The following is a 26,577-nucleotide window of genomic DNA, read 5'->3' as shown; positions in this document are numbered from 1 at the left end:
TTAGAGACAGTCTCTAAAAACTCAGCTTAATTCTTCTAGTAGAGGAGAGAGCTAATTAAAAATGCATATACTGCAATTACCAAGCAATAGTTTATATAAGCCCCTAGTTAAAGACCTACTAGGAGCTTTTTTTTAATTGACTATCTACCTCAAATGGGTCATATAGCAGGGTCAGACAGCTTGGGACATTGGCAAATCGCCCTGCGCTAAGGCGCACACTACGCAAACAGACTATAAGTCTGGGGTTACACAAACTAAGCCCACCTTTCCTTCGGGTTCTCCAAAGGAGTACATTTGTATAACCGCGATTTCCAATCGCCAGGTATTTCTGTCACACCTAATCCATAGCCGACTCGTCCTAAGCAGGATGGTAGCCGCAATATACTAAAAATCTCGTAGCAATTAAACTATTCCTAATGGATATTCATAATTAATTCTGATGATAGATTAAGTTAGAAATGAAGATCGTTAATATGTATTTGTAAGTCAAAAACGTTTACCAACTTAACAACAATGAATATTCTTGCTTGGATTGTTTTAGGTCTAATTGCTGGTGCGATCGCAAAAGCTATCTACCCCGGTCATCAAGGTGGCGGAATTCTAGGAACCATATTGTTAGGAATCATCGGTGCTTTTGTTGGCGGTAGTTTAGGTGTATTCTTCAGTACGGGAACTTTATCTCTAGCAGCTCCTAGTCTTAGCATTCCAGGTATTGCGGTAGCAGTTCTTGGTGCAATTGTCGCAGTTTTCTTGTGGAATTTATTAACCAACCGCAGTGCTGTATAAAAAATTGCGGTAAATCAATGACAAAGATTTAGCAAATTCATTTAACTATTTTTAACTGTGAATTAAATTAAAAAAATAGCGCCAGTCTGTGATAAGTCTGGCGCTGTTTTGTGATTATAGAGGTTCTTAGTAGAGTCCAAGACAGACCTAACCCCAAGCTCCCTCCATTGTTAAATGCATTACGACTTTCCCTCTAACCTCTCTACACCGTCAGGTTAGAGAGGAATTTCTGTATTAGGCTCGATTTTGGGACAGATATTGGTAAAAATTTTATAGGAAGATTAGCAATCGCTAATGACAATTGCTTATTTTTCCCAAGCCCTACAAAAAACTGAACAATACTACAACGACCTGAAATATTGCTGTTTTTAATGGGAAAACTAACTTTAGTAAAGTGCAGTCTACTATCCCACTAAAGCAGGTAAATATGAGCGCGGTTAAAATTCAAGCTACTGATTATCCTATCTCTAAAGTATTTAGCAACGATTTTGTCTTCACTATTCCTCTATATCAGCGTCCCTATGCATGGACAACCGAACAAGCTGGAGAACTGCTTGAAGATTTAATTACTGCTTTGGGAGACAGTGACGATAAAATTGATGAGATAAACCCATATTTCTTAGGAAATATTGTACTCATAAAAGGAGATAAACGAGATGCCCAAGTTGTGGATGGTCAACAGCGTTTGACTACACTTACTATACTACTAGCTGCTTTACGGACATCCGTTTCTAAAGAACACATACATATATTAACAAAATATCTTTACGAAAAAGATGATTTTGATCCTTGTGATAACGTTTACCGTTTGAATTTGCGTGAGCGAGATGCACAATTTTTTAAGGAATATATTCAGGATGAAGGTGGAATTGAGAAACTTAAAAATTTACATAGTGCCAAACTATCAGATAGTCGTAAAAACATAAAAGAAAATACATTATTATTTGTAAAGCGCTTACAGTTATTTACTAATAATCAGCTTCTACGCCTAACTCAATTCATAATTAAACGATGTTTTTTAGTAGTAGTTTCTACTCCAGATATTGACTCTGCATATCGAATATTTTCCGTAATTAATAATCGAGGGATGGATTTGTCTCATGCTGATATATTGAAAGCTGAAATTATTGGTAAGATTCCTCTCGAACAACAGGATAAATATACTACAAAATGGGAAGAGCTAGAAGAGAAACTGGGACGTGATATATTCAAAAGCTTATTCTCTCACATCAGAATGATTAACGTCAAATCCAAGCCCCGTGAAAGTATACTTAAGGAATTCTTAAATGATATTAAACCAATCCACGATCCTCAGCAACTAATTGATAAAATACTAATTCCTTTCGGTGAGGCTTTGTATGACATTAATAATCAAGCTTATCACAGTGATATTTTAGCTGAAAGAGTAAACCAATTTTTTAGATGGTTACAGCTTATTGATAATTCTGACTGGATACCTCCAGCTATTTTGTACCTTGCTCGTAATTACAACAACCCTGAATTTTTAGTGAGGTTTTTCACAGATTTAGATCGCCTCGCTTCAGGTTTAATGATTCAACGGGCTAATATTAATGAGCGCATAGAACGTTACAGCAAGTTGTTGTATGCTATCGAGATGGGAGAAGATTTGTACACATCTCATTCACCTCTGCAATTGAAAATGGAAGAAAAGCAATATATTCTCAAAATACTGAATGATGACCTTTATCTAATGAAGAAAATTCGACTTTATGTTTTAATTCGCTTAGATACTGCATTGTCGGAAGGAAAAGCTTCGTATCACTTCCATAACATTACTATTGAGCATGTGCTTCCGCAAAATCCCATTTCTAATAGTGTGTGGGAAAATTGGTTTGCCACTCAGGAAGAACGCGATCAATATGTTAATCGTATAGGAAATTTAGTTTTGCTCTCTTCCTATAAAAATAGTCAAGCCCAGAACTACGATTTTGAACTGAAAAAGCAGAAGTATTTCACTACGAAAACAGGTGTTTCAAATTTTGCGCTAACTACGCAAGTGTTGATGGAAAAGGAATGGACACCTGAAGTTATCAATAAACGGCAAGAACAATTAATTGATAGACTAAAACAAGTTTGGCGTTTACAGTAGTAAATTGCAAGTGTGTAGACCGATAGCGCAAAGTCGAAGAAACTCTATTTTTGAGTTTGTTGTTAAACGTCGCATCCAAAATTATACATAAATCTGGAAAGTGATATCTTCTTTGCCAGACGTTACGCGTAGCTTGCTTCCTCATAGGGGTATGATGGGCTACGCTTACGCACATTAACTCTAGTATTAAGTAGTATTTTTTTACAAAAGAATCTAGTAGTAAATTTGTTTTTGATTTTATTAAGTATAAATACGTTTAAGTCTATAGATTTCATGAAATTTTCAATAACTTGCACTGGTCGTTGTACACGAATTGACAATGTTTCGTTAAGCTGTAAGCGCTATGATTGAAGTTTATTGAACGTCTTATGCATTGGTTGTTATCTGGGCCGTTAAGTACAGAAGCATTGACGGTTAACATTGCAGGGTTGCCTGCATCGTTACAAGGTAAAAAGCTGGTGCAGTTGTCAGATTTTCACTACGATGGTTTGCGGCTGTCGGCAGAGATGTTAGAAAAAGCGATCGCAGTTACTAACGAAGCTAAACCAGATTTAATTTTATTAACTGGTGACTACGTAACTGACGATCCGACACCAATTCACCAGCTAGTACTTCGACTAAAACATTTGCAAAGTCGCAGTGGTATCTATGCTATCCTTGGCAATCACGATATATATAAACACGCAAAAGCAGAAGTTACAGAAGCCCTTACTAGCATTGGAATTCACGTACTTTGGAACGAAATTGCCTATCCACTAGGAAAAGAATTACCACTCGTTGGACTGGCTGATTATTGGTCACGGGAATTTCACCCCGCAACAGTTATGAACCAGTTAAACCCCGACACACCCTGCCTTGTTTTATCCCACAACCCAGATACTGCGGAGCTATTACAAACATGGCGAGTTGATTTACAATTATCTGGTCATACTCACGGTGGTCAAATCGTAATTCCTGCAATTGGCCCTGCGGCATTGTTTTACGAAAAGCTTGTAAAAAAAATACCCAGAAAAGTGCGGCGTCGATTCCCATTTTTAGAAGTAAATGTTTCTGTAGTCAAGCATTGGGAATGGGCGCAGGGTTTGCATCGGCTAGGTAAAAATCAGCTATATGTCAATCGTGGTTTGGGAACTTACCTCCCAGGACGCTTATTTTGCCCTCCAGAAGTTACTATAATCACCCTACAAGGTGAGTAGATAATTCCAAATTCAAAATAAAAGAACGCAATCACAGCAGGTATTCTGGCTAATGAGTGCTTGCAAACTCAGTCAAAATCTGCTTAATTTCATGGCAGAATTCAAATCAATGAATTAATTGTATCTGGAGTAGATGACATAAATTATTGCATTTTATCAAGTTACATTTTTATTTTTGGTAAGCTGTAAGCGCTGGTATGAGGAGTATCGGTTGACTTATGCATTGGTTGTTTACAGGACATTTAAGAGTAGATAAAATAACGGTTAAGATTGCGGAACTTCCTGCATCTTTACAAGGTACAACGTTAGTACAGTTGTCAGATTTTCACTACGATGGTTTGCGACTGTCGGAAGAGATGTTAGAAAAAGCGATCGCACTTACTAATGAAGCTGAACCAGATTTAATCCTATTAACTGGTGACTACGTAACTGACGATCCCACACCAATTCACCAATTGGTGCTTCGACTCAAACATCTGCAAAGTCGCTGTGGTATCTACGCCGTACTTGGGAACCACGATATCTATTACAGCCACTCCAAAGCAGAAGTTACACAGGCGTTAACTAGCATTGGGGTGCATGTGCTTTGGAATGAAATCGCCTATCCATTAGGAAAAGAATTACCATTGGTAGGACTAGCTGATTATTGGTCGCGGGAATTTTACCCCGCACCAGTGATGAATCAACTAGACTCGGTTACACCGCGCATTGTTTTATCTCATAACCCAGATACAGCCAAGATATTGCAACAATGGCGCGTAGATTTGCAACTATCTGGTCATACCCACGGTGGTCACATTGTCATTCCGGGCATTGGCCCTCTAGTACTCTATTACAAAAAGCTACTCAAACAAATTCCCAAAAAATTACGGCGTTGGGTAACATTTTCATTAGGAGATTGCTCGAAAGTAGTCCGATATTGGGAGTGGGCGCAAGGGTTTCACAAGGTAGAAGAAAATCAACTATATGTCAATCGTGGTTTAGGAACTTATAAACCAGGACGTTTATTTTGTCCGCCTGAAGTGACTGTAATTACCTTAGTTAGTCATTAGTCTAAATAAATGACAAATGACAAATGACAGCCCTAACCGATCGGTGTGCAATTGAAATGTATAAGACTCAAAGCAGAAACCGCCTGAAGCTACGATGGATAAATCTCAATAGCTTGGGGGCGGTTTCTTGAAGATTGGAGAATTCAGAAATGACTAACTCAAAATAAGGTGGACAGTATTCGCGATCGCTTTCCTCAGAATTGCACATCCTTACATTCCAACTAGGCAGGCATTTTCTGGCTGTGCGTTCTAAAACCTCCAAAACAACTCATTGAACTTAAGGCAAAAACACATTCAACGGATGCCACAACCAATCATAGCGATCGCGAGAAGAATTAGAGCAGGAGGCACAGGCTCTAACTTGAAAGTTTTTGTTTAACTTTTAACCTGTTTGTACCTTGGTCTTAATCTAGCATTGTGTTTGTTTAGCTACAAGACACCTTTACTAAACTTGAATACCATTAATCTATCGCAACAATTCAGAAATATTGCTTAAAATTTGTCCCACTTGGTAATGTTGGCATTCACGCCAACATTACCAAGTGGGCTGAAAGTTCAGAACCCTTTATTGACCAGAACCGCCTGCGGTAGAAGAACCGCTATTAGATGTACTGTTTGACTGGTCTACTCCTTGAGGTGTAGTAGTTTTAGAGGTGTCACTTTTCGTACCAGGAGCAACAGTATTAGTAGAACTATCGTTTTGCGAAGCCGGAGTATTAGTAGTTGGACTCGTCGCCGGACTTTGTGCTGCTTTAGGAGCTGGCTGGGTTACAGAAGGTGCTTTTTCTGCCGCAGGCTGCTGGGGCGGAATAGTAATGTTAATATCCGGTTGGCGAGGTGCAGAGGGAGGTGTAACTTGCTGTTGGGGAACAGGAACAGCAACAGGTACAGGTACTTCCCTAATGCTTTCTTTGATTATCGTTGTTTGTGGTTGAGGAGATGCACTGGGAGTTGGATTACTCTTACTCGGTACAGGAACCACTACCGGCACAGCATTGTTAACCGCTGCGTTATTCTGCTGGTTAAAGTACCAAACCCCACCTATAACCAAACCAAGCAAGGAAGTAATGATAATACCTAACAGCAAACCACCACTAGCATTGTTTTCATCACGCTGGGCTAAATCTGCTTGATTGCTACGCTCAACATTCCGACCTTGTACATAACCGTTGGTGTAAGAGTTAGGATTAGCTGCGTTGTTCTTTACTGTTTCAGTGGTTCGCGTGAAGTCAGTGTGAGTATTGCCATTAATATCAGTGTAAGATTCTTGCTTGACTTCACTGTTTTTACTTTCGGGTTCATTGGGAATAGACATAGCTGTTGATTTCACTCCTCGATATGATGTTGACAAACTAAAAACTTTGTAAAAACAAGAGGTTTTACTGAGTTGAAAAATATATGTTGCTGATAACTGTTGAGTTTTATTTGCTACGCGACTGTTGGTGATTATCAGGATAACCTCTGAGATCAGCAAGTGGCTCTATCTGTAGAAAGTTAATACTTAATCAAGAGAAAGAGTGTCCCAAAGATGGATGTTATTAAACTGTCAATTAATGGATTGATAAAAAATCTGGCAATTTGCTTCAATTATTAAGGCGATCGCTCATACCAAAAAATCAGCAGCAAATCTTACTACACTTAGTATTTCCAGATATAAGTATTATCTAACTCTAGGTCTGGTGTCGCCGCCTGAAGTGTCTTAAACTATATCCCTGCTTATCTCCAACGCCGATTTAGCCGCAGTAAACTTTTTATCTTCTGACAAAATCTTTCTAACAGAGGTCTAGGTTTTGATACATATCTAGGCGATCGCGATCTACGCGTACTCCCAGGATTCCTTGACTCTTCTTCTATTTGTGCAGCTTTATTTAAATCTGAAGCGGCTCTATATTCGTATCCCAATTGTGAGCAAACTAGCCCACGATATTTATACGCGTCAATATAGTGAGGATTGAGACGAATTGCGTGGGTAAAATCTGCGATCGCATCTTCATATCTTCCTTGTGTAGCATTTTCTACTCCTAAAGTATAGAAAGTTTCTGCATCCCAACGATTGACAGATATTTTTGGGGGATTTTTAGGCGAAGATGAAGATGGATTTTCAGGAATAGGAGGCTCAGACGGATTTTCAGATTTGAGCCTGTTGTAAGCTGCGTTGATTGATTTGATTTTTTCTTCAGCTTCCTGTTTTTGCTTTTGATCGACAAAGCGATCGGGATGCCAAATTTTCACCAGTTTACGGTAACTTCGCTTCACCTGTGCTTGAGAAGCACCGGGTTTCAGCCCAAGAATTTCATAAGCATCATTGATATCAAAGACATCGCGCATACTGAAAAAATCGGCAACTATCTAAACCTATGTTAACTATTCCCATAAATCCTCTCCAATCAATCCAAACGCCCCATTCTGGTTATCACTGGGATGGCAGTAGCCGTCGCTTCTTTGAAGGCTGGTATTACCGCGTCACGTTACCGGAAATTGGGCAAACATTCGCCTTTATGTACTCCATTGAAGATCCCATCGGCGGTAAACCTTACAGCGGCGGTGCAGCCCAAATCCTCGGCCCTGATGATGAGTACCTCTGCCGTACTTTTCCTGATGTCAACAAATTTTGGGGTAGTCGGGATGTTTTGGGTTTAGGTCATTGGGGTAAAAATAATTTGCAAGTTTCTCCCCTATACCTCCTGCCAGCAGAGTTTGAGTATCACGTTCAAGAGGGATATCAAGCTACAGCCACTTTGAATCAGGGAATAATTCGCGATGGCTTCGCCAACGCCAAGGGCGAACGCGCCACCAATAATTATTGTCGTTGGCAGTATGAAATTCAACCAGTATACGGTTGGGGCAATCAAAATAGCATTCAGCAATCAACCGCAGGCTGGCTATCATTCTTGCAGATTTTTGAACCTGGATGGCAAATTTTGATGGCTCACGGTTTAGCCAGTGGGAAGATTGACTGGAATGGCAAAATCTACGAATTCACTAACGCCCCAGCCTACGGCGAGAAAAATTGGGGTGGTGCTTTTCCTCAGAAATGGTTTTGGATAAACTGTAATTGCTTCGAGGGCGAACCCGACTTAGCATTAACTGCTGGCGGTGGACGGCGGGGTGTGCTGTGGTGGATGGAATCTGTAGCGATGATTGGACTGCACTATCAAGGCAAGTTTTATGAATTTGTTCCCTGGAATTCCCAAGTTGAGTGGCAAATTCAGCCTTGGGGTAGATGGCAAATGAAAGCTAGCAACTCTAGTTATGAAATTGAATTAACAGGAACCACAGATTTACCTGGTACACCTCTACGTGCGCCGACAGCAGAAGGTTTAAGATACTGTTGCCGGGACACCATGCAAGGAAAACTAAATTTAGAGTTACGAGAACTAAATGGGAGAAAATCTAAAATAATTCTAAAAGCCGAAAGTTTTCTTTGTGGTTTAGAAGTAGGCGGCGGCTCTTGGGATAATTTTTGGCAGTCTACCTAAAACTCCTGCTATAATTATATATGCTTCGCAGTTGGGGTTGTAGCTCAGTTGGATAGAGCGGACGCCTCCTAAGCGTCAGGTCGTGCGTTCAAGTCGCACCAGTCCCGTTATCTTTAGACAATTCATATATACAGCAATTAATATGGTAAAAGCATTGCTGTGCGCCTAACAGTGGTACAGCTGTTCGCCCAAGTCGGGATATCCGTCCACGCGACTGGCTGCTGATTCTGTGCAATTGAGAACTACTATATAAAGTGGTTAGAACTCTTTGATGGATCGTCCGATATCGGTTAGGATAATCCATCAATTAGAGGAAAAACTCCAGGCACGTTTAATCGCGCTGCTACAAGAAAACCAACCAAATTTATATTTGGGCAGAATTTGGGCAAATTCTTTGGAAGTTTGCTACTCTACTATCAATTGTTTTTTCTTATAGCCAGAGAAAATTGTGTACTAAGTAAATTAAGTTATTGAGCCTTGAATAAGCTACTCTTTACAAATAAATCTTTTCATTTTATGGCTTTTGTCCTACCAATATTTATGTGGTGGGGATACAAAGAAGTACAAAACCAATTTGTGCAGCCGCAAGCAGTTGTAGTGTTAGGTGGTTCAACGAGACATTTAGAGCGAGAAAAATTTACAGCAAAATTCGTTCGCGAGCATCCAAATATACCCATTTGGATTACAGGCGGCAGTCCACGTACATTCACCCAAAGAGTGTTTACCAAAGCTGGTGTTGATCCTCAACGTTTACACTTGGATTATGAAGCAGTAGATACAGTTACTAATTTTACTACTTTGGTAGATGATTTGCAAGCTCGCGGCATTAAGAGCGTTTATTTGATTACTTCCGACTTCCACATGCGTCGGGCTTGTGTCATCGGCGAAATTATTTTGGGCAGTCGGGGTATTTATTTAAAACCAGTGCCAGTTCCTTCCGAAAAACCCCCCGAATCTATCGAAAAATCTATTCGTGATGGAGCTAGAGCGATAATTTGGTTAGCAACTGGTTACACTGGTGTGGATGCCGCTAAAAATAAACGGTAAATCCAACTAATTTTGGATTTTTAATCGGTCAAAATCCAAAAGACTAATGACAACCGTCACTAGTCACTTATATGGTTCGGGAAAAAAAACACCCCAAATTTCCCCACAATTTGATACCCTAGCTTAAACAGATTTGAGTAAAGTTAAAGCGTGGAAATTCAACTTGGGCGGGGAAAAACAGCTCGCAGAGCTTACGGAATAGATGAAATTGCTCTAGCCCCTGGTAATAGAACACTAGACCCCAGTTTGGCAGATACTAAGTGGCGCATTGGCAATATTGAGCGAGAAATCCCGATAATTGCTAGTGCTATGGATGGCGTAGTAGATGTTCGTATGGCTGTACGTTTGTCACAGTTAGGAGCATTAGGTGTCCTCAATTTAGAGGGTATTCAAACTCGCTATGCCGACCCAGAGCCAATATTAGATCGGATTGCCTCTGTGGGGAAAGATGAATTTGTTGCCCTCATGCAAGAACTCTATGCCGAACCAATAAAACCGGAATTAATAGAACAACGTATTCAGGAAATTAAACAACAAGGTGGCATTGCAGCGGTGAGTGCGACTCCAGCCGGTGCAAGTAAATACGGTGAGGCAGTGGCAAAAGCTGGGGCAGATTTATTTTTTGTCCAAGCTACGGTAGTTTCTACTGCACATCTGTCACCAGAGTCTTTAGTACCACTCGATTTAGCAGAATTTTGTCGTTCCATGCCCATTCCCGTGGTGTTGGGGAATTGCGTGACTTACGAAGTCACGTTGAATTTGTTGAAAGCTGGGGCGGCTGGGGTACTGGTGGGAATTGGGCCTGGTGCGGCTTGTACTTCTCGTGGAGTGTTGGGTGTGGGTGTGCCGCAGGCGACTGCGATCGCAGATTGTGCCGCAGCACGAGATGATTATTACAACGAAACTGGCAACTATATCCCCATTATTGCTGATGGCGGTTTAATCACCGGTGGCGACATTTGCAAATGCATCGCCTGTGGTGCTGATGGTGTGATGATTGGCTCCCCCTTTGCCAGAGCCACAGAAGCCCCAGGACGAGGTTATCATTGGGGTATGGCGACTCCTAGCCCAGTCTTGCCCCGTGGCACCCGCATTCGCGTTGCTACCACTGGTAGCCTAGAGCAAATACTCATTGGCCCAGCAGGACTAGATGATGGTACTCACAATCTTTTAGGAGCCTTAAAGACCAGCATGGGCACTTTGGGAGCGAAAAATATTAAAGAAATGCAGCAGGTGGAAGTTGTGATTGCACCTTCTTTACTAACCGAGGGCAAAGTTTACCAAAAAGCTCAACAATTAGGTATGGGTAAATAAAATTGGCGACTGGGAACTGGGGACTGGGTAATGGAAAAGAGTTATTTTAATCCTAATTCCTAATCCCTAATCCCCAATAATCCTTCAATAAATTTTTCTGGCCCCTAAACAATTGCTGGAAAAATCCGATATGTCGCTTACAATAGAGATAGCGGAGACGCATGTTTCCGTTCACTCCTCACACCACACTCCGCCCGGACTACTGTTCGGGCGGTTCCTTATGTTTGTAAATAAATTCTAGAGCTTCTTTGCAAATGTACATCCTCGCACTTCCAAGCTGAGGTTTTTGCTATGGTAGAATTTTCACCAAGTTCAGATATTATTGGCGAAGGTTTTAGGCATGTCAACAGCCGCACAAGTTACCGATTCTAGTTTCAAGCAAGAAGTACTCGACAGCGATGTACCAGTTTTAGTTGACTTTTGGGCACCCTGGTGCGGACCATGCCGTATGGTAGCTCCTGTTGTCGATGAAATCTCCGAACAGTACAAAGGTCAAATAAAGGTCGTAAAAGTCAACACAGATGAAAATCCTAATGTTGCTAGTCAATATGGCATCCGCAGCATTCCCACATTAATGATTTTTAAGGGTGGACAAAAAGTGGATATGGTGGTCGGCGCTGTGCCTAAAACTACATTAGCTTCCACTCTCGAAAAGCATCTTTGAAACTCAATCGGCAATAAAACCCTCTTGAGTTATCCATTTTGTTCTAACTTTAAGTTAATTTTCATAAACAAGTTTGAGAGGCACGAATTTCCTGTCTTTCAAGCTTGTTTACATTTGTATACATTTCCAGAATACTTTTAGGAGTTTTCTACCTCAAAAACAACTGCCTAATTTCCGCACTAGCAATTTCTAGCGCTAACGCCGCTAACAAAAGCCTAAAAGCTGAGTCACATACATGGATTCTCTACGAAAGGCTGTGCCTAGCTTGTTTAAGAGAAAGGGTATGCTCAGAATTCAAAATTCAAAATTAATATCAATTCTTTTTTTCAAATTGGTATAACTTGCTTCTCTGTAGGAGTATGTGTCTAAATGAATTATTCCTACGTGAATAAAGCTCAACCTCACATATAGGAATCTGATTTAATTCTTAAACTTACTTGCTTAGGAAGGTAAGAGAGAACAGAAAAGAAGTGAATATATTTGTACTGAAGTTTTTTCGCAAATCAAATAGGAGTCCTATAGAATTGGTATAACAATCTCATAAATAAATTTAGTTACTCTGTCATACGGAAATATTCATATCAGGCGGCTTTTATCAGGGTTTGATCGCAACTCATCGCAATATTATTCAGTTTGCTAGAACCCAGAGGAAGATTAAAAGCAGCAATAAAACAAGTCTGTTAAAGAAAAGGAACCCTGATGGATTTCTAATTAAGTTCCACAGATTTTGAAGTAGCGATATATTTTGATAATCTATCTTCCATAAATCAACTGTTCGTTGTTGAATCTATGAAGTCTTATTTAGCCGCCGCTATTCAATTGACCAGTGTGTCCGATCTACATAAAAATTTGGCACAGGCAGAAGAATTAATAGAGCTTGCCGTGCGTCAAGGTGCTGAATTGGTAGCTTTGCCAGAAAACTTTTCCTATATGGGAGAAGAAAAAGATAAACTCGCACAAGGTGATGCGATCGCTCTTGAAAGTGAAAAATTTCTCAAAAAAATGGCTCAACGCTTTCAAGTTACGATCTTGGGCGGCAGCTTTCCACTTCCGGTAGATAATACAGGCAAAGTTTATAACACCACTCTACTCATCGACCCCAGCGGTCAAGAACTTGCCCGTTACTACAAAGTGCACCTATTTGATGTTAATGTCCCTGACGGCAACACCTACCGCGAATCCAGCACGGTTGTGGCTGGTACGCAACTGCCCCCCGTGTATTTTTCAGAAAAGCTTGGTAATTTAGGGCTTTCTATTTGTTATGACGTTCGATTCCCGGAACTGTATCGTCATCTGGCAGATAAGGGAGCCGATGTTATCTTTATTCCCGCCGCTTTTACCGCCTTTACAGGTAAAGACCACTGGCAAGTACTACTACAAGCCAGAGCCATCGAAAATACCGCCTACGTCATTGCTCCCGCCCAAACAGGGAATAACTACGGTCGCCGTCTAACCCACGGTCACGCGGTCATTATCGACCCTTGGGGTGTAATTTTAGCCGATGCTGGAGAGAAACCGGGAATTGCGATCGCAGAAATCAAACCTACAAGGCTCGAACAAGTCCGCCGTCAAATGCCCTCTTTACAGCATCGGGTGTTCTAGGGACTGGGGACTCAAGAAGGTAATAGGGTAGAGGTTAGAGGGTACAGATTATTCCCTGTTACCTCTCCCTTAACCCCAGTGCTCCATTCCCAAACCTAAATGAATAAAACAAAAAACCGGGTAAACACCCGGTTTCTGACAACATTAAAATCTTCAGTTTTTTAGCAGCATAGCAAAACTATGCCCCTATTTATTTGTTGTCAAAATTAAACTTTAGCAGCTGCCTTGGTAACAACGTTGAGTTCACCTTTAGCATACTTAGCAGCAAAATCTTCCAAAGAAATTTGCTTAATCTTGCTGGCGTTACCAGCTGTGCCAAATTGCTGATATCGTTCAGCACAAACCTTCTGCATGTATGTAATAGAAGGCTTGAGGAAGTGACGGGGGTCAAACTCCTCTGGTTTTTTAGCCAAAGCTTCACGTACAGCAGCAGTAATAGCCAAACGGTTGTCGGTGTCTATATTTACTTTACGTACACCACTCTTGATGCCTTTTTGGATTTCTTCTACAGGTACACCGTAGGTTTCAGGAATTGCACCACCATATTGGTTAATCAGTGCAAGCAAATCTTCAGGTACGGAAGAAGAACCGTGCATTACCAAGTGGGTGTTAGGCAGACGGCGGTGAATTTCTTCAATGCGGCTGATGGCCAAAATTTCACCAGTCGGCTTACGGGTAAACTTGTAAGCACCGTGGCTTGTGCCGATGGCAACAGCCAAAGCATCTACTTGGGTTGCTTCTACGAATTCAACAGCTTCATCAGGGTCGGTTAGCAGTTGAGAATGGTCTAGTGTACCTTCAAACCCGTGACCATCTTCAGCTTCGCCAGCACCAGTTTCTAGAGAACCCAAACAACCGAGTTCACCTTCAACGCTGACACCCAAAGCATGAGCTACGTTTACAACTTCGCGGGTAACGTTAACGTTGTACTCGAAGCTAGCGGGAGTTTTCGCATCAGCTTCTAAAGAACCATCCATCATCACGCTGGTGAAGTTGTTCTTAATTGCTGAGTAGCAAGTAGCAGGGGCATTACCATGATCTTGGTGCATGACAATGGGAATGTGAGGATAGGTTTCTACCGCTGCCAAAATCAGGTGGCGAAGGAAGTTTTCTCCTGCATAATTACGAGCGCCGCGTGAAGCTTGTAAAATTACGGGGCTATCTGTCTCGACAGCAGCTTTCAGGATTGCCTGAATCTGCTCCAAATTGTTAACGTTGAAAGCTGGGATGCCGTAACCGTTTTCAGCTGCGTGATCCAACAGCAGCCGCAGTGGTACAAGCGCCATAGATAGTCCTCCTAATGTGGTTGTCAGCTAGTCGGTCTGAGAGAAGCGTAATCATTACGCTAAATCTTAAGAGTTTTTTCAACTTATAGGAAATTATAACTAGTGTGGTGTATCTATGTTGAAAAACTTTACGCCATAGTTACTATAAATATGTTCTGTATTTGCTCTCTACTGTTGTACTATGCCCTACACCTGCTCTGTATTGCTGTACATTTAGCTACCCTAGAATTAGTAGCTCTGGTAGCCAAGTATCCCAAATTTTCCTTCCTGCAATTACAAAGATGAGCGATCGCTTCTTTACATCATTTAATAAACTTTTATATGGGTCGCCCGGGATTCGAACCCGGAACTAATCGGTTAAAAGCCGAGTACTCTACCGTTGAGTTAGCGACCCTTTCGCTGCATTTCGCAACTTTGCAATCATAGCATATACATCTGTAGATTTGTAAAGGGGTTTAGAAAAAATTGGCAGTCAATCTTACAGATGCTGTATGGCTAGCTCCTGGCGCTAATACAGTCAGGTTATCACCAGTATTGAGAGAGTTACGAGTCGCACTCCAAGGTTCTAGACAGTAGAATTCTTTGCCTTTGACTGTCCAAAATACCAGGTAGGTAGAGAAATCATCATAATCCAAGGTGAGTTTTAACTTCCGGCTGCCATCTATCGCGGTGGCTGATTGACTCGTTAGCTGTCCAAAGGCAAAATCAATTTCATCACGGCTAAAGTCAAAATTGCCGTCAAAAGAGTGAATTTCTTTAGTTTGATTGTCTTGATACTGCTTAGAGGGAATTTCCAGCTCTAACTGAGTTTTATCACCACACAGAAAGTAGGGATGGAAACCAGCCGAAAAGGGCATTGGTGTAGATGACAAGTTTTTATACTGCTGACGGACTTCTAGAGTATTACCTTGAAGTTCGTAGGTGAAAGCTAGCTGAAAATCAAAAGGATAAACTGCCTTGGTTTGCTCGTTGCTATCAAGAACGACAGTGAGACTAGCTTTATCTCCAGTTTTCTGTTCTGTTGCTTTCCACGGCAATTCACGGGCAAAACCATGTTGTTTGAGAGTATATTTTTGACCGTTATGAGTGTAAGTATTATCTGGTAGATTGCCACAAATAGGAAACAAAATTGGATTTCCACCTCTAACACTCAACTCAGGATGAGTAAAGCGTTCAGTATCCAGGTAGAAAATTTCTTGCCCTTGAATGCGCCAATGGGTGATGATCCCACCGCGTTCGGGTACGACTTCCAACTGAGAACCAGCGGCTTCATCAGAAAGAATATAGGTCTTGTACTGTTGCTGTTGAACTGCAATGCTAAACACAAATTTTAGTCCTGGGTATAAGGATAGTTAGGAGTTAGGAGTTGTGAGTTAGAAGTTAACAATTCCTAATTCCTAACTCCTCACTCCTAACTTTGTTATTCGTCTTCTGCAAACACGAAACGATATAACTCGCTGGGGTCTGGTTCTGGGCTGTTTTCGGCGAATTTAACGGCTTCGTCGATTACATCCTGAATTTTACGATCAATTGCTTTAATTTCTTCCTCATCCGCTAGATTTTGCTCCAGCAAATAAGCTGCCAACTTCTTAATTGGGTCACGGGCGAACCAAAATTCTTTCTCCGCTTTGCTTCGCATTTCATCTGGGTCAGCCAAGGAGTGACCCCGGAAGCGGTAGGTAAGCGCCTCAATTAATGTTGGGCCTTCACCTGCGCGGGCACGGGCTACAGCTTCTTGAGCCACGGCTCGAACTGCTAGCACATCCATGCCATCCACTTCCACGCCCACCATGTTAAAAACACTGGCTTTTTTATAAATCTCTGGCTGGGAAGTGGCTCGTTCGTGAGACATCCCAATGGCCCACTTATTATTTTCGACCACAAACAGAATTGGCAGTTTCCAGAGGGCTGCCATATTTAGTGTCTCGAAAAACTGACCGTTATTAGCTGCGCCATCGCCAAAAAAGCAAGCTGTCACTTGGTCAGCATTTTTATCTCCCAGGACTTCGCGGCGGTATTTGCTTTGAAAAGCCGCCCCAGCTGCTACAGGAATTCCCTCAGCCACAAAAGCATAGCCACCCAGCAAGCGATGTTCGGCAGAAAACATGTGCATGGAACCACCGCGTCCTTTGCTGCAACCTGTGGCTTTGCCAAATAATTCTGCCATTACCTCTCTTGCTGGTACTCCCGCACTCAGAGCATGAACGTGGTCGCGGTAAGTACTGCAAACGTAATCTTCACCCGGTCGCATCGACTGCACAACACCGCTGCAAACGGCTTCTTGACCGTTGTACAAATGGACAAAACCAAACATTTTGCCCCTGTAGTACATCTCAGCGCACTTGTCTTCAAACAAGCGCCCTAGTACCATGTCCTCATACAACCGTAGTCCTTCTTCTTTTGTAATATGCGTAGTGGCAGGATTAAATGTGGGTAAAGTACGCTCTTGAACCATTATTTTTGAGTATCCCTGTTGTACAACTTAAACTTAGGTCTTAAATAAGTTGGTCTGATAACACCTCGGCTTTTAACAGGCTAGCGTTTGTAAGACTCAACAATCAAACTTTATTTATGCACCAAAAAAGGGTCTTAGGGAATAGCTGAATTTTTAATTTTTGATTTTTAACTTTTCAGCTTATGCCCCGTGAGGATTTGACTCTAACGGCAACATCTGCCGCTTTGGGTTTTTCTCTCTCACCGAAAAAGTTCCCAGTAACAAGTGTTCGACTAGGAATCAGATCAGTTGCGATTAGTGAGTAATGAGTGAAAAGATTCATAAGTACTACGTCTTACTCATTACTTCTTACTCAGAACTCAGCACGGGCTAAACCTTAGCTATCCGCTAACAGCACTCAGCACTCCTAAATATTCCCCTTCATAGACTAGCAATCAAGATAGACTGCTTTCTGCATATCCATTAACAATTTAAAAAAAAGGAGGCAAAAATCTATAATACCCAAATAGGTAATTGTAATTAAAGGTAAATTATGATATGATTTCGTTCTCCTGTTATCAGGGTAAATCCCCAATAATGGTATTTTTGTTACCGAATCTAGTGGGAAAATCCCAAAAAAATCAATCATCAATAGATTCTTCTAGCCACAACAATTATGCCGTGATTAAAAGCGGTAGTTGTGGTTTGTGGTATCGAAGGCTGATAATAGTTGTGTTAAACAAAAATACTAAGAATTAAAACAAACAATTGAGGCTTTCTAGGCGAAAGCAAAAAATTAGTACTAGAATGTGACTCAAAATTTCGGGAAGGTACAAAACAAGTTGTTGCAATATACACTTGTAGAGTAAATTCTATACGGCATTTTTATGGCACGGTTTTACAGGCCTGGAAAGCTCTAGGTGAATTATGTTGATCACGGTGCAGGGGAAGTAGGCTGTGCGAATTCCGCTAGATTACTACCGAATTTTAGGACTACCGTTAGCGGCAAGTGAAGAACAATTGCGACAGGCATACAGCGATCGCATTGTACAATTGCCGCGACGTGAGTATTCTCAGGCAGCAATTTCTTCTCGTAAACAACTCATAGAAGAAGCTTACGTGGTTTTATCAGATCCAAAACAACGCAGTACCTACGATCAGCTTTATCTTGCTCACGCCTATGACCCTGATAACCTTGCTGCTGCCGCAGTAGCACTGGAAAATCGTCCAGAAAGCACCAAAAGGGGTAGTGATACCCAAAGTCTGGGCATCGAAATTAGCCAAGACGAATTAGTTGGCGCTTTATTAATTTTGCAGGAGTTGGGGGAATACGAACTTGTATTAAAACTAGGTCGTCCGTACCTGGTAAATAAAAATGGTGCTACAAGTGCAAGAAAGGGCAATAATTTAGCAGACGAAGAAATACACGAAAGTGCTGAACATCCTGATGTTGTTCTCACTGTCGCCCTTGCTTGTCTAGAATTAGGTCGCGAACAGTGGCAACAAGGTCATTATGAAAATGCCGCCATATCTTTAGAAACTGGTCAAGAACTGCTAGTACGCGAAGGATTATTCTCCAGTGTCCAAGCGGAAATTCAGGCGGATCTTTATAAATTGCGGCCATATCGAATTTTGGAGTTGTTGGCACTACCTCAAGAGAAGACTGCCGAACGAAGCCAAGGTTTAGAATTATTGCAAAATCTCTTAGAAGATCGTGGCGGGATTGATGGCACAAACAATGATGATTCTGGTTTAAACATAGATGACTTTCTGCGGTTTATTCAGCAGTTACGCAACCACTTAACAGTCGCCGAACAGCACAAGTTATTTGAAGCCCAAAGTAAACGCAATTCTGCTGTTGCCACTTACTTAGCTGTTTATGCTTTGATAGCACGGGGATTTGCTCAACGGCAACCAGCTTTAATTCGTCAAGCAAGGCAAATGCTCATACGTCTGGGTAAGCGTCAAGATGTACATTTAGAACAGTCGTTATGTGCTTTACTTTTGGGACAAACTGAAGAAGCAACTCGGGTTTTAGAACTTAGTCAGGAGTACGAAGCTTTAGCTTTTATTAGAGAAAAATCTCAAGACTCTCCCGATTTGCTACCAGGGCTGTGTCTATATGCAGAACAGTGGTTGCAACACGAAGTATTTCCCCATTTTCGAGATTTAGCAAACCAGCAAGCGTTTTTAAAAGATTACTTTGCTAACCAACAGGTACAAGCTTATTTAGAAGCACTGCCAACGGATGCAGAAACAACTAATGAGTGGGCTGTAATTAACCCCCAAAATTTTCCCCAGCCACAGACAAATAATTCGCCTTTCCCTAAAAATTCAACTAGGACTCCAAAGCAATTTAACCACAGCAGAACACCTGACCTAGATTTACCAGAAACACCAGAACATTTAAACTTCTCACCACCGATGTGGAATTCATCTGGAAGTGTCAAATCAGAGGTTCCTGCTGCTGAACGAACGAGCAGAGGCACTAATCAGAATTTGAACGGTTCAGCTAAAAGTGCTACACCTGCTCATAACCAAAAGCGTCGGCGAAGAAAACCTACTCCATCTAATATCCGGGAGCGTGTACCGGATAATCGTCCCCATTCTCGGCGTCCTCGGCGGCGGCGAACTTTTGCTAACACCATTGAAGGGAAAACACGGCTGGTATGGAGAGTATTTATTTCTTTAGTAAGTATTTTAGTTTTCTGGGTGTTAGCCACAACAACTTTTGGATGGTTAAAAAATCTGTTTTTTCCAACAAGATCAGCACCTCCTTCACAGTTGTTTGTACAAATAAATCAACCACCAATATCTATTCCCCCTCCAAATAGTCCACCACAAGGACTAGATGGCCCTTTAACAGATGCAGCGGCAGAGCAAATCATTCGCACTTGGCTATCTACTAAAGCCGAAGCTTTAGGGCCGAATCATGAGATTAATAATTTAGAGCAGATTCTAACTGGTTCAGCTTTGTCTCAATGGCGGGCGATCGCTCAACAGGCTAGGTCTGACAACCGCTACCGCAAGTACGACCATAGCGTAAAGGTAGAATCTGTAGAGAAAATTGATTTATTCGCAGATCGTGCCGCAGTGGTAGCTACGGTGAAGGAAGCGACGCAGTTATATGAAAATGGCCAGTTTAAAAACTCTTCTAACGATAATTTGCGAGTTCGGTATGATTTGATTCGACAACGAGGTAAATGGCTTATTCAAAGTGCATCTGTTGTGAATCAGATTATTAGATAAGTTGTAATGTTTAGGTTTCCAATACCCCTAACAAACTTTTCAACATCAAATAAGCAGAAGTTCCTCCTGGATCTTGATGTCCGATACTCCGTTCCCCCAGGTAGCTAGCCCGTCCTTTTTTCGCTTGCATTGGTATAGTTTCCTGCAACCCTTTTTGAGCTGCTACTACAGCCTGTTGCATAGCTTCCAGCGTTCCCTTGCTTTCTTCTACAGCTTGCTCAAAAGCAGCTACAGAGGGAGACAGCACATCCACCATTGTTTTGTCTCCTAGTTGCGCTTTACCACGTTGCAGCACCCCGTCTAAGCCTGCTTGGAGTAGTCCTAAAACATCTTGTTCTGTTAATTCTTGCTTCCCAACTACTGCTGTACTGGCTCGTAAAAACCAAGTGCCATAAAGAGGGCCACTAGCACCGCCAATAGAAGAAATTAAGGTCATACTCACAGCTTTGAGAATGCTGCTGATGTCCTTGTCTGTAAGAGTTGGTAACTGAGCGCTTACCTTTTTGAAGCCGCGATCCATATTGATCCCGTGATCGGCATCTCCGATCGCAGCATCTAATTCTGTCAAATAGGCTTTATTCTGCTCTATCTCGGTTGCATAAGCCTGTAACCAATGCAATATCTGCGGCTGACTCAACATATTAAAATAATTCGTAATTCGTAATTCGTAATTCATGATTATGAAATTCCCCAGCACCAACTTGGTGTTTTTACTGGTGCATCCCATAGGCGGATCATCTCATCATCTAATTTCAGCAGGGTAATGGAGCAACCTTGCATTTCTAGAGATGTGATGTAAGGGCCTATCAAGTTTCGCACAATTTGCAATCCTTGCTGTTCGCAGATTTGGGCGAGTTTGCGGTAAACAATATACAGTTCAGAAATCGGAGTTCCACCCATACTATTGACGAAAGCTAATAAGCGATCGCCTTTGGCAAATGGGAGGTTTGTTAGTTCTACATCTACCCATTCTCCTTTGTCTTCATCCCACTCGCGCAGTGTGCGGCTGTATGGTGCATCCTCAAGGAGCGATCGCGTTAAAATTTCGGTAATCTCATCTACTGCTTTGATAGCTGTGCGTTCTATTCCTGGCTCACCGTGAATACCGATACCTAATTCGATTTCGCGATCGCTCAATTCAAATGTCGGCGTTCCATTAGCGGGCACTGTACACGATGTTAGAGCAATTCCCATACTCCGACCATTCAGATTTACTTGGCGACATAAATTTGCTATTTGTGGCAAATCATACCCAGCCTCAGCCGCAGCACCACAAATTTTTTCTGCCAGTATTGTTGTTCCCACACCCCGCCGCCCTTGGGTATAGAGACTATCCTTGACTGCTACATCGTCATCAATCAAAATATTTAGCGATCGAATCCCCTCACTACGGGCTAACTCCGTTGCCATTTCAAAGTTCATCACATCGCCACTGTAATTTTTGACGATATAAAGGATACCTGAGCCTCCATCTACAAGCTTGGCTGCTTCTAGCATTTGGTCTGGAGTTGGTGAAGTAAAAACCTCACCAGGACAAGCTGCATCCAGCATTCCTTTGCCCACGAAACCAGCGTGCATTGGTTCATGTCCACTGCCACCACCTGAAATAATTGCTACTTTACCCGGAATAGGTGCATTGGCTCGATAGACAAAAGTCGGATCGTAGTTCAGTTTAATTAAATCGGAATGAGCCGTCGCCATACCTTCTAGACTTTCCCGCACAAAGTCTTCTGGCTTGTTGATCAGCTTTTTCATAATTCGTGTTTGGTTAAAAGGGTGCTAAAACTCAGGTTATAGCGCTTATGGTTTGTATGCAATATAGTGTTACCTCTCTCTAAATCTCTCTCCTAAAAGGCTACGGTGTACACACAAATCATCTGATCCCCCTAAATCCCCCTTAAAAAGGGGGACTTGAAGAAATTTCCCCCCTTTTTAAGCTATCCATTATAAACATCTTTCTTAACAGAAAATTTGACAAAATACAGAAGAAATGTAGTGTTTATAGCAAGAGCCGGAAGCAAAACAAAGTCAAACATGGAACAATGGATCACAAAAGAACTAGAAACAGCAGAATTAGGTGACACCAGAAGAACCAAACGATTGATGAAAATAGTGGAAAATTTAAGTGCCAAACCAGAAGCAAGTATTCCACAAGCGAGCGGGACATGGGCCGAAACAAAAGCCACCTATGACTTCTGGGATTCACCATACGTCAAACCATCGATGATTAGACAAGGACATCGGGATGCGACAGTAGAGCGAATCAGCAAGCAAAGAGTAGTCTTGGCAATACAAGACACCACAGAACTGAATTACACTTCTCACAAAGCCCTATCGGGAACAGGATATCTCGATAGTAAATATGCCCAAGGATTAAAAGTCCACTCTATCTTCACAGCCTCCGCACAGGGAGTACCATTAGGGATCATTGAGCAAAAAGTGTGGGCGAGGAAGGAAGAAGAATTAGGAAAAGCCGAAAACAGAAAACAAAAATCGACTCAGCAAAAAGAAAGTCAAAGATGGCTCGATGGGTTGAAAGCAACAGAATCAATCATCCCAGAATGGCTACAAGTAGTCACGATTGCCGACCGAGAAGCCGATATTTATGACTTATTTGCTTGTCCACGTCGTCCAGACTCAGATTTTTTGATTCGAGCTACACAAAATCGTTGTTTGGATGGTAGTGAACAGCATTTATGGGAAACATTGGAGTCTGTTGACTCACTGGGTACAATCACCCTAGATGTAAAACGCAATCCTACTCGACCTTCTAGAACTGCGCTCCTGACTCTCCGTTATCGCACGATTACCATTGCACCACCGCAAAATCGTCCCAAAACTGAACAACTAGCTCCCATCACATTACAAGCCATTTTAGTCACAGAAGTTGACCCGCCACCAGAGATAGAGCCGATTTGTTGGTTACTGCTGACTACTTTAGAAATTAGCACTCTCCAAGATGTCTTAAAGTATGTGCAATGGTACAGTTATCGTTGGTTGATTGAACGCTATCACTATGTTTTAAAAAGTGGTTGTGGAATTGAGAAGTTACAACTAGAAACCGCACAGCGCATCGAGATGGCTTTGGCTACCTATAGCATCGTTGCTTGGCGTTTGCTGTGGCTAATTTACTTAGCTCGTTGTGAGCCAACAGCTAATTGTGAACAGGTTTTAGAACCCCATGAGTGGCAAGTCCTCTATACAGCCATTCATCATCAATCTTATTCTCATACATCACCACCCACTCTAGCTGAAGTTGTGAATTGGATTGCTCGACTGGGTGGGTTTTTAGGTCGTAAAGGCGATGGTTTTCCTGGTGTGAAAGTTCTCTGGCGTGGCTTGACTCGATTACATGATCTCGTTGAAGGTTGGCAACTTTGTCAGTCTCTCCATCATTAATTAATGATTGCCTCATCTTTAGTCAATTTGTTGGGTGTGAGTACTTCCATTCCTCTCATTAGCTGTTTACACCAAAGTTGCCATGCGATAACTCTGACTTTTTGCCGTTTTTTTGAATTCTTATTTTTTTTCCGCATCATTGCTGATTTTTTTCTCTTCCTCCTCTACTACATAACACCTTATTTATGTCAAATTTTCTGTTAAGAAAGATGTTTATAATGGATAGCTTTTTAAGGGGGGTTAGGGGGGATCGAAACACTGTTAGACAACTTTATAAGACTTGTGTGTACTCCGTAGCCTTTTAGGAGAGAGACTTTGAATTTTCTCCCTTCCGGCATCGGGAAGAGGGTTAGGTTTTTATTGGGTTTTTCCAGATGATGTGAAAAGTCAGTTATTTAATGTCAATCCAAAGATTCCATTAACTCAATACACTTGTGCATCTGTTGGCGCATAGTTTCCCGATCGGCATGAAACCTTCGTCCATGACCTGGTAGCACCCATTCAAAAGAGTAATTAGCCAAGTTACGCATTGATTTAGTCTGTTCTGACCAAGAATACCAGCAGGCATTGTGGAATGCAGTCAGTTGCTGCAAGCTTTCTGACCAAGCGAGATGATCGCCAGTGAAGAGGAACTTATTTTTGTAAAGTAGGACGGTTTGTCCTTTGGTGTGACCGGGAACTGGAATAATTAAGAAATCTGGAGTCAAGGCAAATGGTTCGGAACCAGTTAGCTGTATTTCTACATTGCGAGTATCCGCAGTAATATCATCAGTGTGGAGGATGCGATCGCACTGAAAATGCTCGGCAAACTTTTGATGATCTGCCACATCATCCTTATGAGTTAGGTACATATAACGAATTGGCCCCAATTCTTCTAAACGCTTGACTAAAGGCGGCGTAAACCGGGGAGAATCCACCAAAATATTACCTTCTGGAAGTTGAATTAAATAGCTAGCAGCACCATAAGATTTTTCAGAATGATAGCCGCAGTGGTAAACATTTTCCGCTACTAATATTGGAAACTTTTCTTGAGCAACTTTGATATCTTTTGGTTTCTCAACTGTGCCAATAGAACTAGTAGGACATGCTAAAAGTGCTTCAAGTGCTGCTAATCTTTCTGCCTCATTCGCTGGTTGATGATAAACAGCCGATTGGTCATCAACATCATAAAATACTTCAGGAGCCATCCAGCGACAGGTATCACAATCAATACAGGTAGTATCTACATAAAAATCGCCGTTGACATTTTGGGGACGACGCTGATTTAAATGAGCCATATCAATCCTTTTGCTTCCAGGCGCTTGCTGGGGAGCGATAAACCTTATATCACTACGCTAGCAAAAGTAATTTGAGACTGTAGCCGCCACTAGAAGTAAATCTGCTCAAAAATATAAAGACTCGTAAAACCCACGAAGCAGAAATTGGGAAAACTCAACATATAGACTATCTGCTGATATATTCCCAAATATGCTTTACTGTTCTAATTCCAGTTGTGCAAATCCTTTTACCCCTGATGACAATAAGTTTTGCATTAAGTGTGGAAAAATACTCACACCATTATTCAGAAACCGTTTTCGGGTAATACGACTTTTGGGTGAGGGTGGATTTAGCAGAACTTATGAAGCTAGGGATGCAGATAAAATAGACGAACCTTGCGTAATTAAGCAATTTGTCCCTCAATTTGAAGGAACGGCTGCACTTGAGAAAGCAACAGAGTTATTTAAGCAAGAGGCGAAGTGTCTGTATGATTTGGGAGAACACTCGCAAATTCCCCGTTTAATTGCTTATTTTGAACAGGATAAACGGCTGTATCTGGTGCAAGAGTTGATTGAAGGACAGAATTTATTACAAGAGTTGCAGCAGCAGGGAGCCTTTAGCGAAGAAAAGATAAAACAGCTTTTAACTGACTTATTGCCTATCCTGAAGTTTATCCATGAACGCGGTGTAATTCACCGAGATATCAAGCCAGAAAATATCATGCGCCGTCTGGATGGCAAGTTAATATTAATTGATTTTGGTGTTTCTAAACAAATTACAAAAACTTTTGTAGGTGTTGGCACAACAGTAGGAACGCCTGGATATACCCCATTAGAACAAATGCGTGGTCAAGTTTTCCCTGCAAGCGATCTTTATAGTTTTGGTGTAACTTGTATTCGGCTGTTAACGCAATGTTTACCAAAAGCAGATGGTTCTGATGAACTTTATGATCCGCTCAGGGGTTGCTGGATTTGGAGAAAATACTTACCACAAGGTAGAAGTATTACTCCTGAATTGGGGCAAGTTTTAGATAAGTTAATTCAGGATTATGTGAAGGAACGCTATCAATCTGTTGATAAAGTAATACAAGCTCTTAATGCTGAGAATCTAAATTCAGCAGTAGGGATAGATTATACAATTTTGGAAAAGTTACTAGCATCTGGCAAATGGCGAGAAGCCGATCAAGAAACTTGGAAGCTTATGCTGAAAATATCTCATCGAGAAAAAGAAGGTTATCTCAGAGTAGAAGATATCGAAAAGTTTCCCTGTTAAGACCTCTTAACTATTGATAGCTTGTGGGTAAAATACAGTAATGGGCGCTTTGGTTTTAGTATTCAAAAGCAAATATGGGACAGCGTTGGGGGAAAACTTGATTTAGATTTTAAAACTTGGAAATATTTTGGAGAGTGTCTAGGTTGGCGAATTAAAAATAATTGGAAGCTTTATGATTCTCTATCATTTACATTAACTGCTCCGGCTGGACAACTACCCAGAGCAGTATGGAGTATGAGAATAGTTGGAAGAAGAAAAAGACTATCTGCCCTTACATCAAAGCTTGTGAATTGTAAAATTTAGTAGTTAAGGAAAGATTCGCTATGACTGAAATTGTATTTCTCGTTGAAGATGATCCAGATGGTGGTTATACAGCAGTAAGTAAGTCGGCGGGAAAATTTATAAGTATGTAACGAAAATTTAACCAGAG

At 41.5% G+C, this 26,577-nt stretch carries 19 protein-coding genes, 2 tRNA genes and 1 pseudogene; 13 read left to right on the top strand and 9 right to left on the bottom strand.

All coding sequences use genetic code 11. The features are described from left to right. Positions 1–513 precede the first annotated feature (513 nt). The 4 genes from ACM0OX_RS26725 to ACM0OX_RS26710 all read left to right on the top strand — a co-directional run bounded on the left by ACM0OX_RS26725 (position 514) and on the right by ACM0OX_RS26710 (position 5,144). Positions 514–786 carry a GlsB/YeaQ/YmgE family stress response membrane protein gene (locus ACM0OX_RS26725; RefSeq protein ID WP_185584679.1) on the top strand — a complete coding sequence of 91 codons (273 nt, stop codon included), beginning with the start codon at positions 514–516 and terminating at the stop codon, positions 784–786. Between the two features lie 427 nt (positions 787–1,213). Continuing rightward, a complete protein-coding gene (locus ACM0OX_RS26720; protein WP_414517959.1) occupies positions 1,214–2,896 on the top strand; it encodes a DUF262 domain-containing protein in 1,683 nt (560 codons plus the stop codon). Between the two features lie 368 nt (positions 2,897–3,264). After that, positions 3,265–4,092, top strand: coding sequence for a metallophosphoesterase (locus ACM0OX_RS26715; RefSeq protein ID WP_414517957.1), 828 nt, complete (start codon positions 3,265–3,267; stop codon positions 4,090–4,092). A gap of 218 nt (positions 4,093–4,310) precedes the next feature. Next, the gene (locus ACM0OX_RS26710; protein WP_414517956.1) at positions 4,311–5,144 is read left to right on the top strand and encodes a metallophosphoesterase; all 834 of its coding nucleotides are present in this window, start codon (positions 4,311–4,313) and stop codon (positions 5,142–5,144) included. Positions 5,145–5,709: 565 nt separating this feature from the next. Here ACM0OX_RS26710 and ACM0OX_RS26705 read toward each other — a convergent pair. Next, positions 5,710–6,459, bottom strand: a complete 750-nt coding sequence (locus tag ACM0OX_RS26705; RefSeq protein ID WP_414517955.1) for a hypothetical protein — start codon at positions 6,457–6,459, stop codon at positions 5,710–5,712. A 401-nt stretch (positions 6,460–6,860) separates the two neighbouring features. Then, a complete protein-coding gene (locus ACM0OX_RS26700) occupies positions 6,861–7,472 on the bottom strand; it encodes a J domain-containing protein (RefSeq protein ID WP_414517954.1) in 612 nt (203 codons plus the stop codon). Between the two features lie 29 nt (positions 7,473–7,501). Here ACM0OX_RS26700 and ACM0OX_RS26695 point away from each other — a divergent pair, with 29 nt between their 5' ends. The 6 genes from ACM0OX_RS26695 to ACM0OX_RS26670 all read left to right on the top strand — a co-directional run bounded on the left by ACM0OX_RS26695 (position 7,502) and on the right by ACM0OX_RS26670 (position 13,250). Next, positions 7,502–8,623 (top strand): tocopherol cyclase family protein, encoded by a 1,122-nt coding sequence (locus ACM0OX_RS26695; protein ID WP_414517952.1) that lies wholly within the window; start codon positions 7,502–7,504, stop codon positions 8,621–8,623. A 33-nt stretch (positions 8,624–8,656) separates the two neighbouring features. Then, positions 8,657–8,730, top strand: a tRNA-Arg gene (locus ACM0OX_RS26690). A 409-nt stretch (positions 8,731–9,139) separates the two neighbouring features. After that, positions 9,140–9,670: a YdcF family protein gene (locus tag ACM0OX_RS26685; protein WP_322693855.1), complete on the top strand. Its 531-nt coding sequence runs from the start codon at positions 9,140–9,142 to the stop codon at positions 9,668–9,670. Positions 9,671–9,820: 150 nt separating this feature from the next. Further along, the gene (locus ACM0OX_RS26680) at positions 9,821–10,984 is read left to right on the top strand and encodes a GuaB3 family IMP dehydrogenase-related protein (RefSeq protein WP_414517951.1); all 1,164 of its coding nucleotides are present in this window, start codon (positions 9,821–9,823) and stop codon (positions 10,982–10,984) included. 340 nt (positions 10,985–11,324) lie between these two features. After that, positions 11,325–11,648, top strand: coding sequence for a thioredoxin (trxA, locus tag ACM0OX_RS26675; protein ID WP_104909616.1), 324 nt, complete (start codon positions 11,325–11,327; stop codon positions 11,646–11,648). A gap of 789 nt (positions 11,649–12,437) precedes the next feature. After that, positions 12,438–13,250 carry a carbon-nitrogen hydrolase family protein gene (locus ACM0OX_RS26670; protein ID WP_414517950.1) on the top strand — a complete coding sequence of 271 codons (813 nt, stop codon included), beginning with the start codon at positions 12,438–12,440 and terminating at the stop codon, positions 13,248–13,250. A 206-nt stretch (positions 13,251–13,456) separates the two neighbouring features. Here ACM0OX_RS26670 and fba read toward each other — a convergent pair whose 3' ends face one another. From fba to pdhA, 4 genes are all read right to left on the bottom strand, one after another. Next, positions 13,457–14,536, bottom strand: coding sequence for a class II fructose-bisphosphate aldolase (fba, locus tag ACM0OX_RS26665; protein ID WP_069070843.1), 1,080 nt, complete (start codon positions 14,534–14,536; stop codon positions 13,457–13,459). 322 nt (positions 14,537–14,858) lie between these two features. Then, positions 14,859–14,930, bottom strand: a tRNA-Lys gene (locus tag ACM0OX_RS26660). 61 nt (positions 14,931–14,991) lie between these two features. Beyond that, on the bottom strand, positions 14,992–15,861 hold the full coding sequence (locus tag ACM0OX_RS26655) for an aldose epimerase (protein ID WP_414517949.1): 870 nt from the start codon (positions 15,859–15,861) through the stop codon (positions 14,992–14,994). Positions 15,862–15,956: 95 nt separating this feature from the next. Continuing rightward, complete coding sequence (pdhA, locus tag ACM0OX_RS26650) at positions 15,957–16,991, bottom strand: pyruvate dehydrogenase (acetyl-transferring) E1 component subunit alpha (RefSeq protein ID WP_414517948.1); 1,035 nt, start codon at positions 16,989–16,991, stop codon at positions 15,957–15,959. Between the two features lie 936 nt (positions 16,992–17,927). Between pdhA and ACM0OX_RS26645 the strand changes: the two genes are divergently transcribed. Then, a complete protein-coding gene (locus tag ACM0OX_RS26645; RefSeq protein WP_414517947.1) occupies positions 17,928–20,219 on the top strand; it encodes an IMS domain-containing protein in 2,292 nt (763 codons plus the stop codon). Between the two features lie 10 nt (positions 20,220–20,229). Here the strand turns inward: ACM0OX_RS26645 and dhaL are convergent, their stop codons facing one another. Both dhaL and dhaK read right to left on the bottom strand, forming a co-directional pair. Continuing rightward, positions 20,230–20,859, bottom strand: coding sequence for a dihydroxyacetone kinase subunit DhaL (gene dhaL, locus ACM0OX_RS26640; RefSeq protein WP_414517967.1), 630 nt, complete (start codon positions 20,857–20,859; stop codon positions 20,230–20,232). 38 nt (positions 20,860–20,897) lie between these two features. After that, positions 20,898–21,974, bottom strand: coding sequence for a dihydroxyacetone kinase subunit DhaK (gene dhaK / locus ACM0OX_RS26635; RefSeq protein ID WP_414517946.1), 1,077 nt, complete (start codon positions 21,972–21,974; stop codon positions 20,898–20,900). A gap of 279 nt (positions 21,975–22,253) precedes the next feature. Here dhaK and ACM0OX_RS26630 point away from each other — a divergent pair, with 279 nt between their 5' ends. Then, positions 22,254–23,618, top strand: coding sequence for an IS4 family transposase (locus ACM0OX_RS26630; protein WP_414517945.1), 1,365 nt, complete (start codon positions 22,254–22,256; stop codon positions 23,616–23,618). A gap of 401 nt (positions 23,619–24,019) precedes the next feature. On the opposite strand, the gene ACM0OX_RS26625 is transcribed toward ACM0OX_RS26630, so the two are convergent. Continuing rightward, a complete protein-coding gene (locus ACM0OX_RS26625) occupies positions 24,020–24,895 on the bottom strand; it encodes an MBL fold metallo-hydrolase (protein WP_414517944.1) in 876 nt (291 codons plus the stop codon). Between the two features lie 190 nt (positions 24,896–25,085). On the opposite strand from ACM0OX_RS26625, the pseudogene ACM0OX_RS26620 reads away from it, so the two are divergent. Continuing rightward, a pseudogene (locus tag ACM0OX_RS26620) lies at positions 25,086–26,450 on the top strand (GUN4 domain-containing protein). Positions 26,451–26,577: the final 127 nt, after the last annotated feature.

The sequence above is a fragment of the Nostoc sp. PCC 9305 genome (assembly GCF_963920915.1).
Classification (GTDB): Bacteria; Cyanobacteriota; Cyanobacteriia; order Cyanobacteriales; family Nostocaceae; genus Nostoc.
Note: the sequence above shows the minus strand (reverse complement) of the source record. Positions and strands in the feature narration are given on the sequence as shown.

Excerpts from the sequence above, each read along its gene's own strand:
- ACM0OX_RS26725 (WP_185584679.1), top strand. The coding sequence starts at position 514 with ATGAATATTCTTGCTTGGATTGTTTTAGGTCTAATTGCTGGTGCGATC.
- ACM0OX_RS26720 (WP_414517959.1), top strand. The coding sequence starts at position 1,214 with ATGAGCGCGGTTAAAATTCAAGCTACTGATTATCCTATCTCTAAAGTA.
- ACM0OX_RS26715 (WP_414517957.1), top strand. The coding sequence starts at position 3,265 with ATGCATTGGTTGTTATCTGGGCCGTTAAGTACAGAAGCATTGACGGTT.
- ACM0OX_RS26710 (WP_414517956.1), top strand. The coding sequence starts at position 4,311 with ATGCATTGGTTGTTTACAGGACATTTAAGAGTAGATAAAATAACGGTT.
- ACM0OX_RS26705 (WP_414517955.1), bottom strand. The coding sequence starts at position 6,459 with ATGTCTATTCCCAATGAACCCGAAAGTAAAAACAGTGAAGTCAAGCAA.
- ACM0OX_RS26700 (WP_414517954.1), bottom strand. The coding sequence starts at position 7,472 with ATGCGCGATGTCTTTGATATCAATGATGCTTATGAAATTCTTGGGCTG.
- ACM0OX_RS26695 (WP_414517952.1), top strand. The coding sequence starts at position 7,502 with ATGTTAACTATTCCCATAAATCCTCTCCAATCAATCCAAACGCCCCAT.
- ACM0OX_RS26685 (WP_322693855.1), top strand. The coding sequence starts at position 9,140 with ATGGCTTTTGTCCTACCAATATTTATGTGGTGGGGATACAAAGAAGTA.
- trxA (WP_104909616.1), top strand. The coding sequence starts at position 11,325 with ATGTCAACAGCCGCACAAGTTACCGATTCTAGTTTCAAGCAAGAAGTA.
- ACM0OX_RS26670 (WP_414517950.1), top strand. The coding sequence starts at position 12,438 with ATGAAGTCTTATTTAGCCGCCGCTATTCAATTGACCAGTGTGTCCGAT.
- fba (WP_069070843.1), bottom strand. The coding sequence starts at position 14,536 with ATGGCGCTTGTACCACTGCGGCTGCTGTTGGATCACGCAGCTGAAAAC.
- pdhA (WP_414517948.1), bottom strand. The coding sequence starts at position 16,991 with ATGGTTCAAGAGCGTACTTTACCCACATTTAATCCTGCCACTACGCAT.
- dhaL (WP_414517967.1), bottom strand. The coding sequence starts at position 20,859 with ATGTTGAGTCAGCCGCAGATATTGCATTGGTTACAGGCTTATGCAACC.
- dhaK (WP_414517946.1), bottom strand. The coding sequence starts at position 21,974 with ATGAAAAAGCTGATCAACAAGCCAGAAGACTTTGTGCGGGAAAGTCTA.
- ACM0OX_RS26630 (WP_414517945.1), top strand. The coding sequence starts at position 22,254 with ATGGAACAATGGATCACAAAAGAACTAGAAACAGCAGAATTAGGTGAC.
- ACM0OX_RS26625 (WP_414517944.1), bottom strand. The coding sequence starts at position 24,895 with ATGGCTCATTTAAATCAGCGTCGTCCCCAAAATGTCAACGGCGATTTT.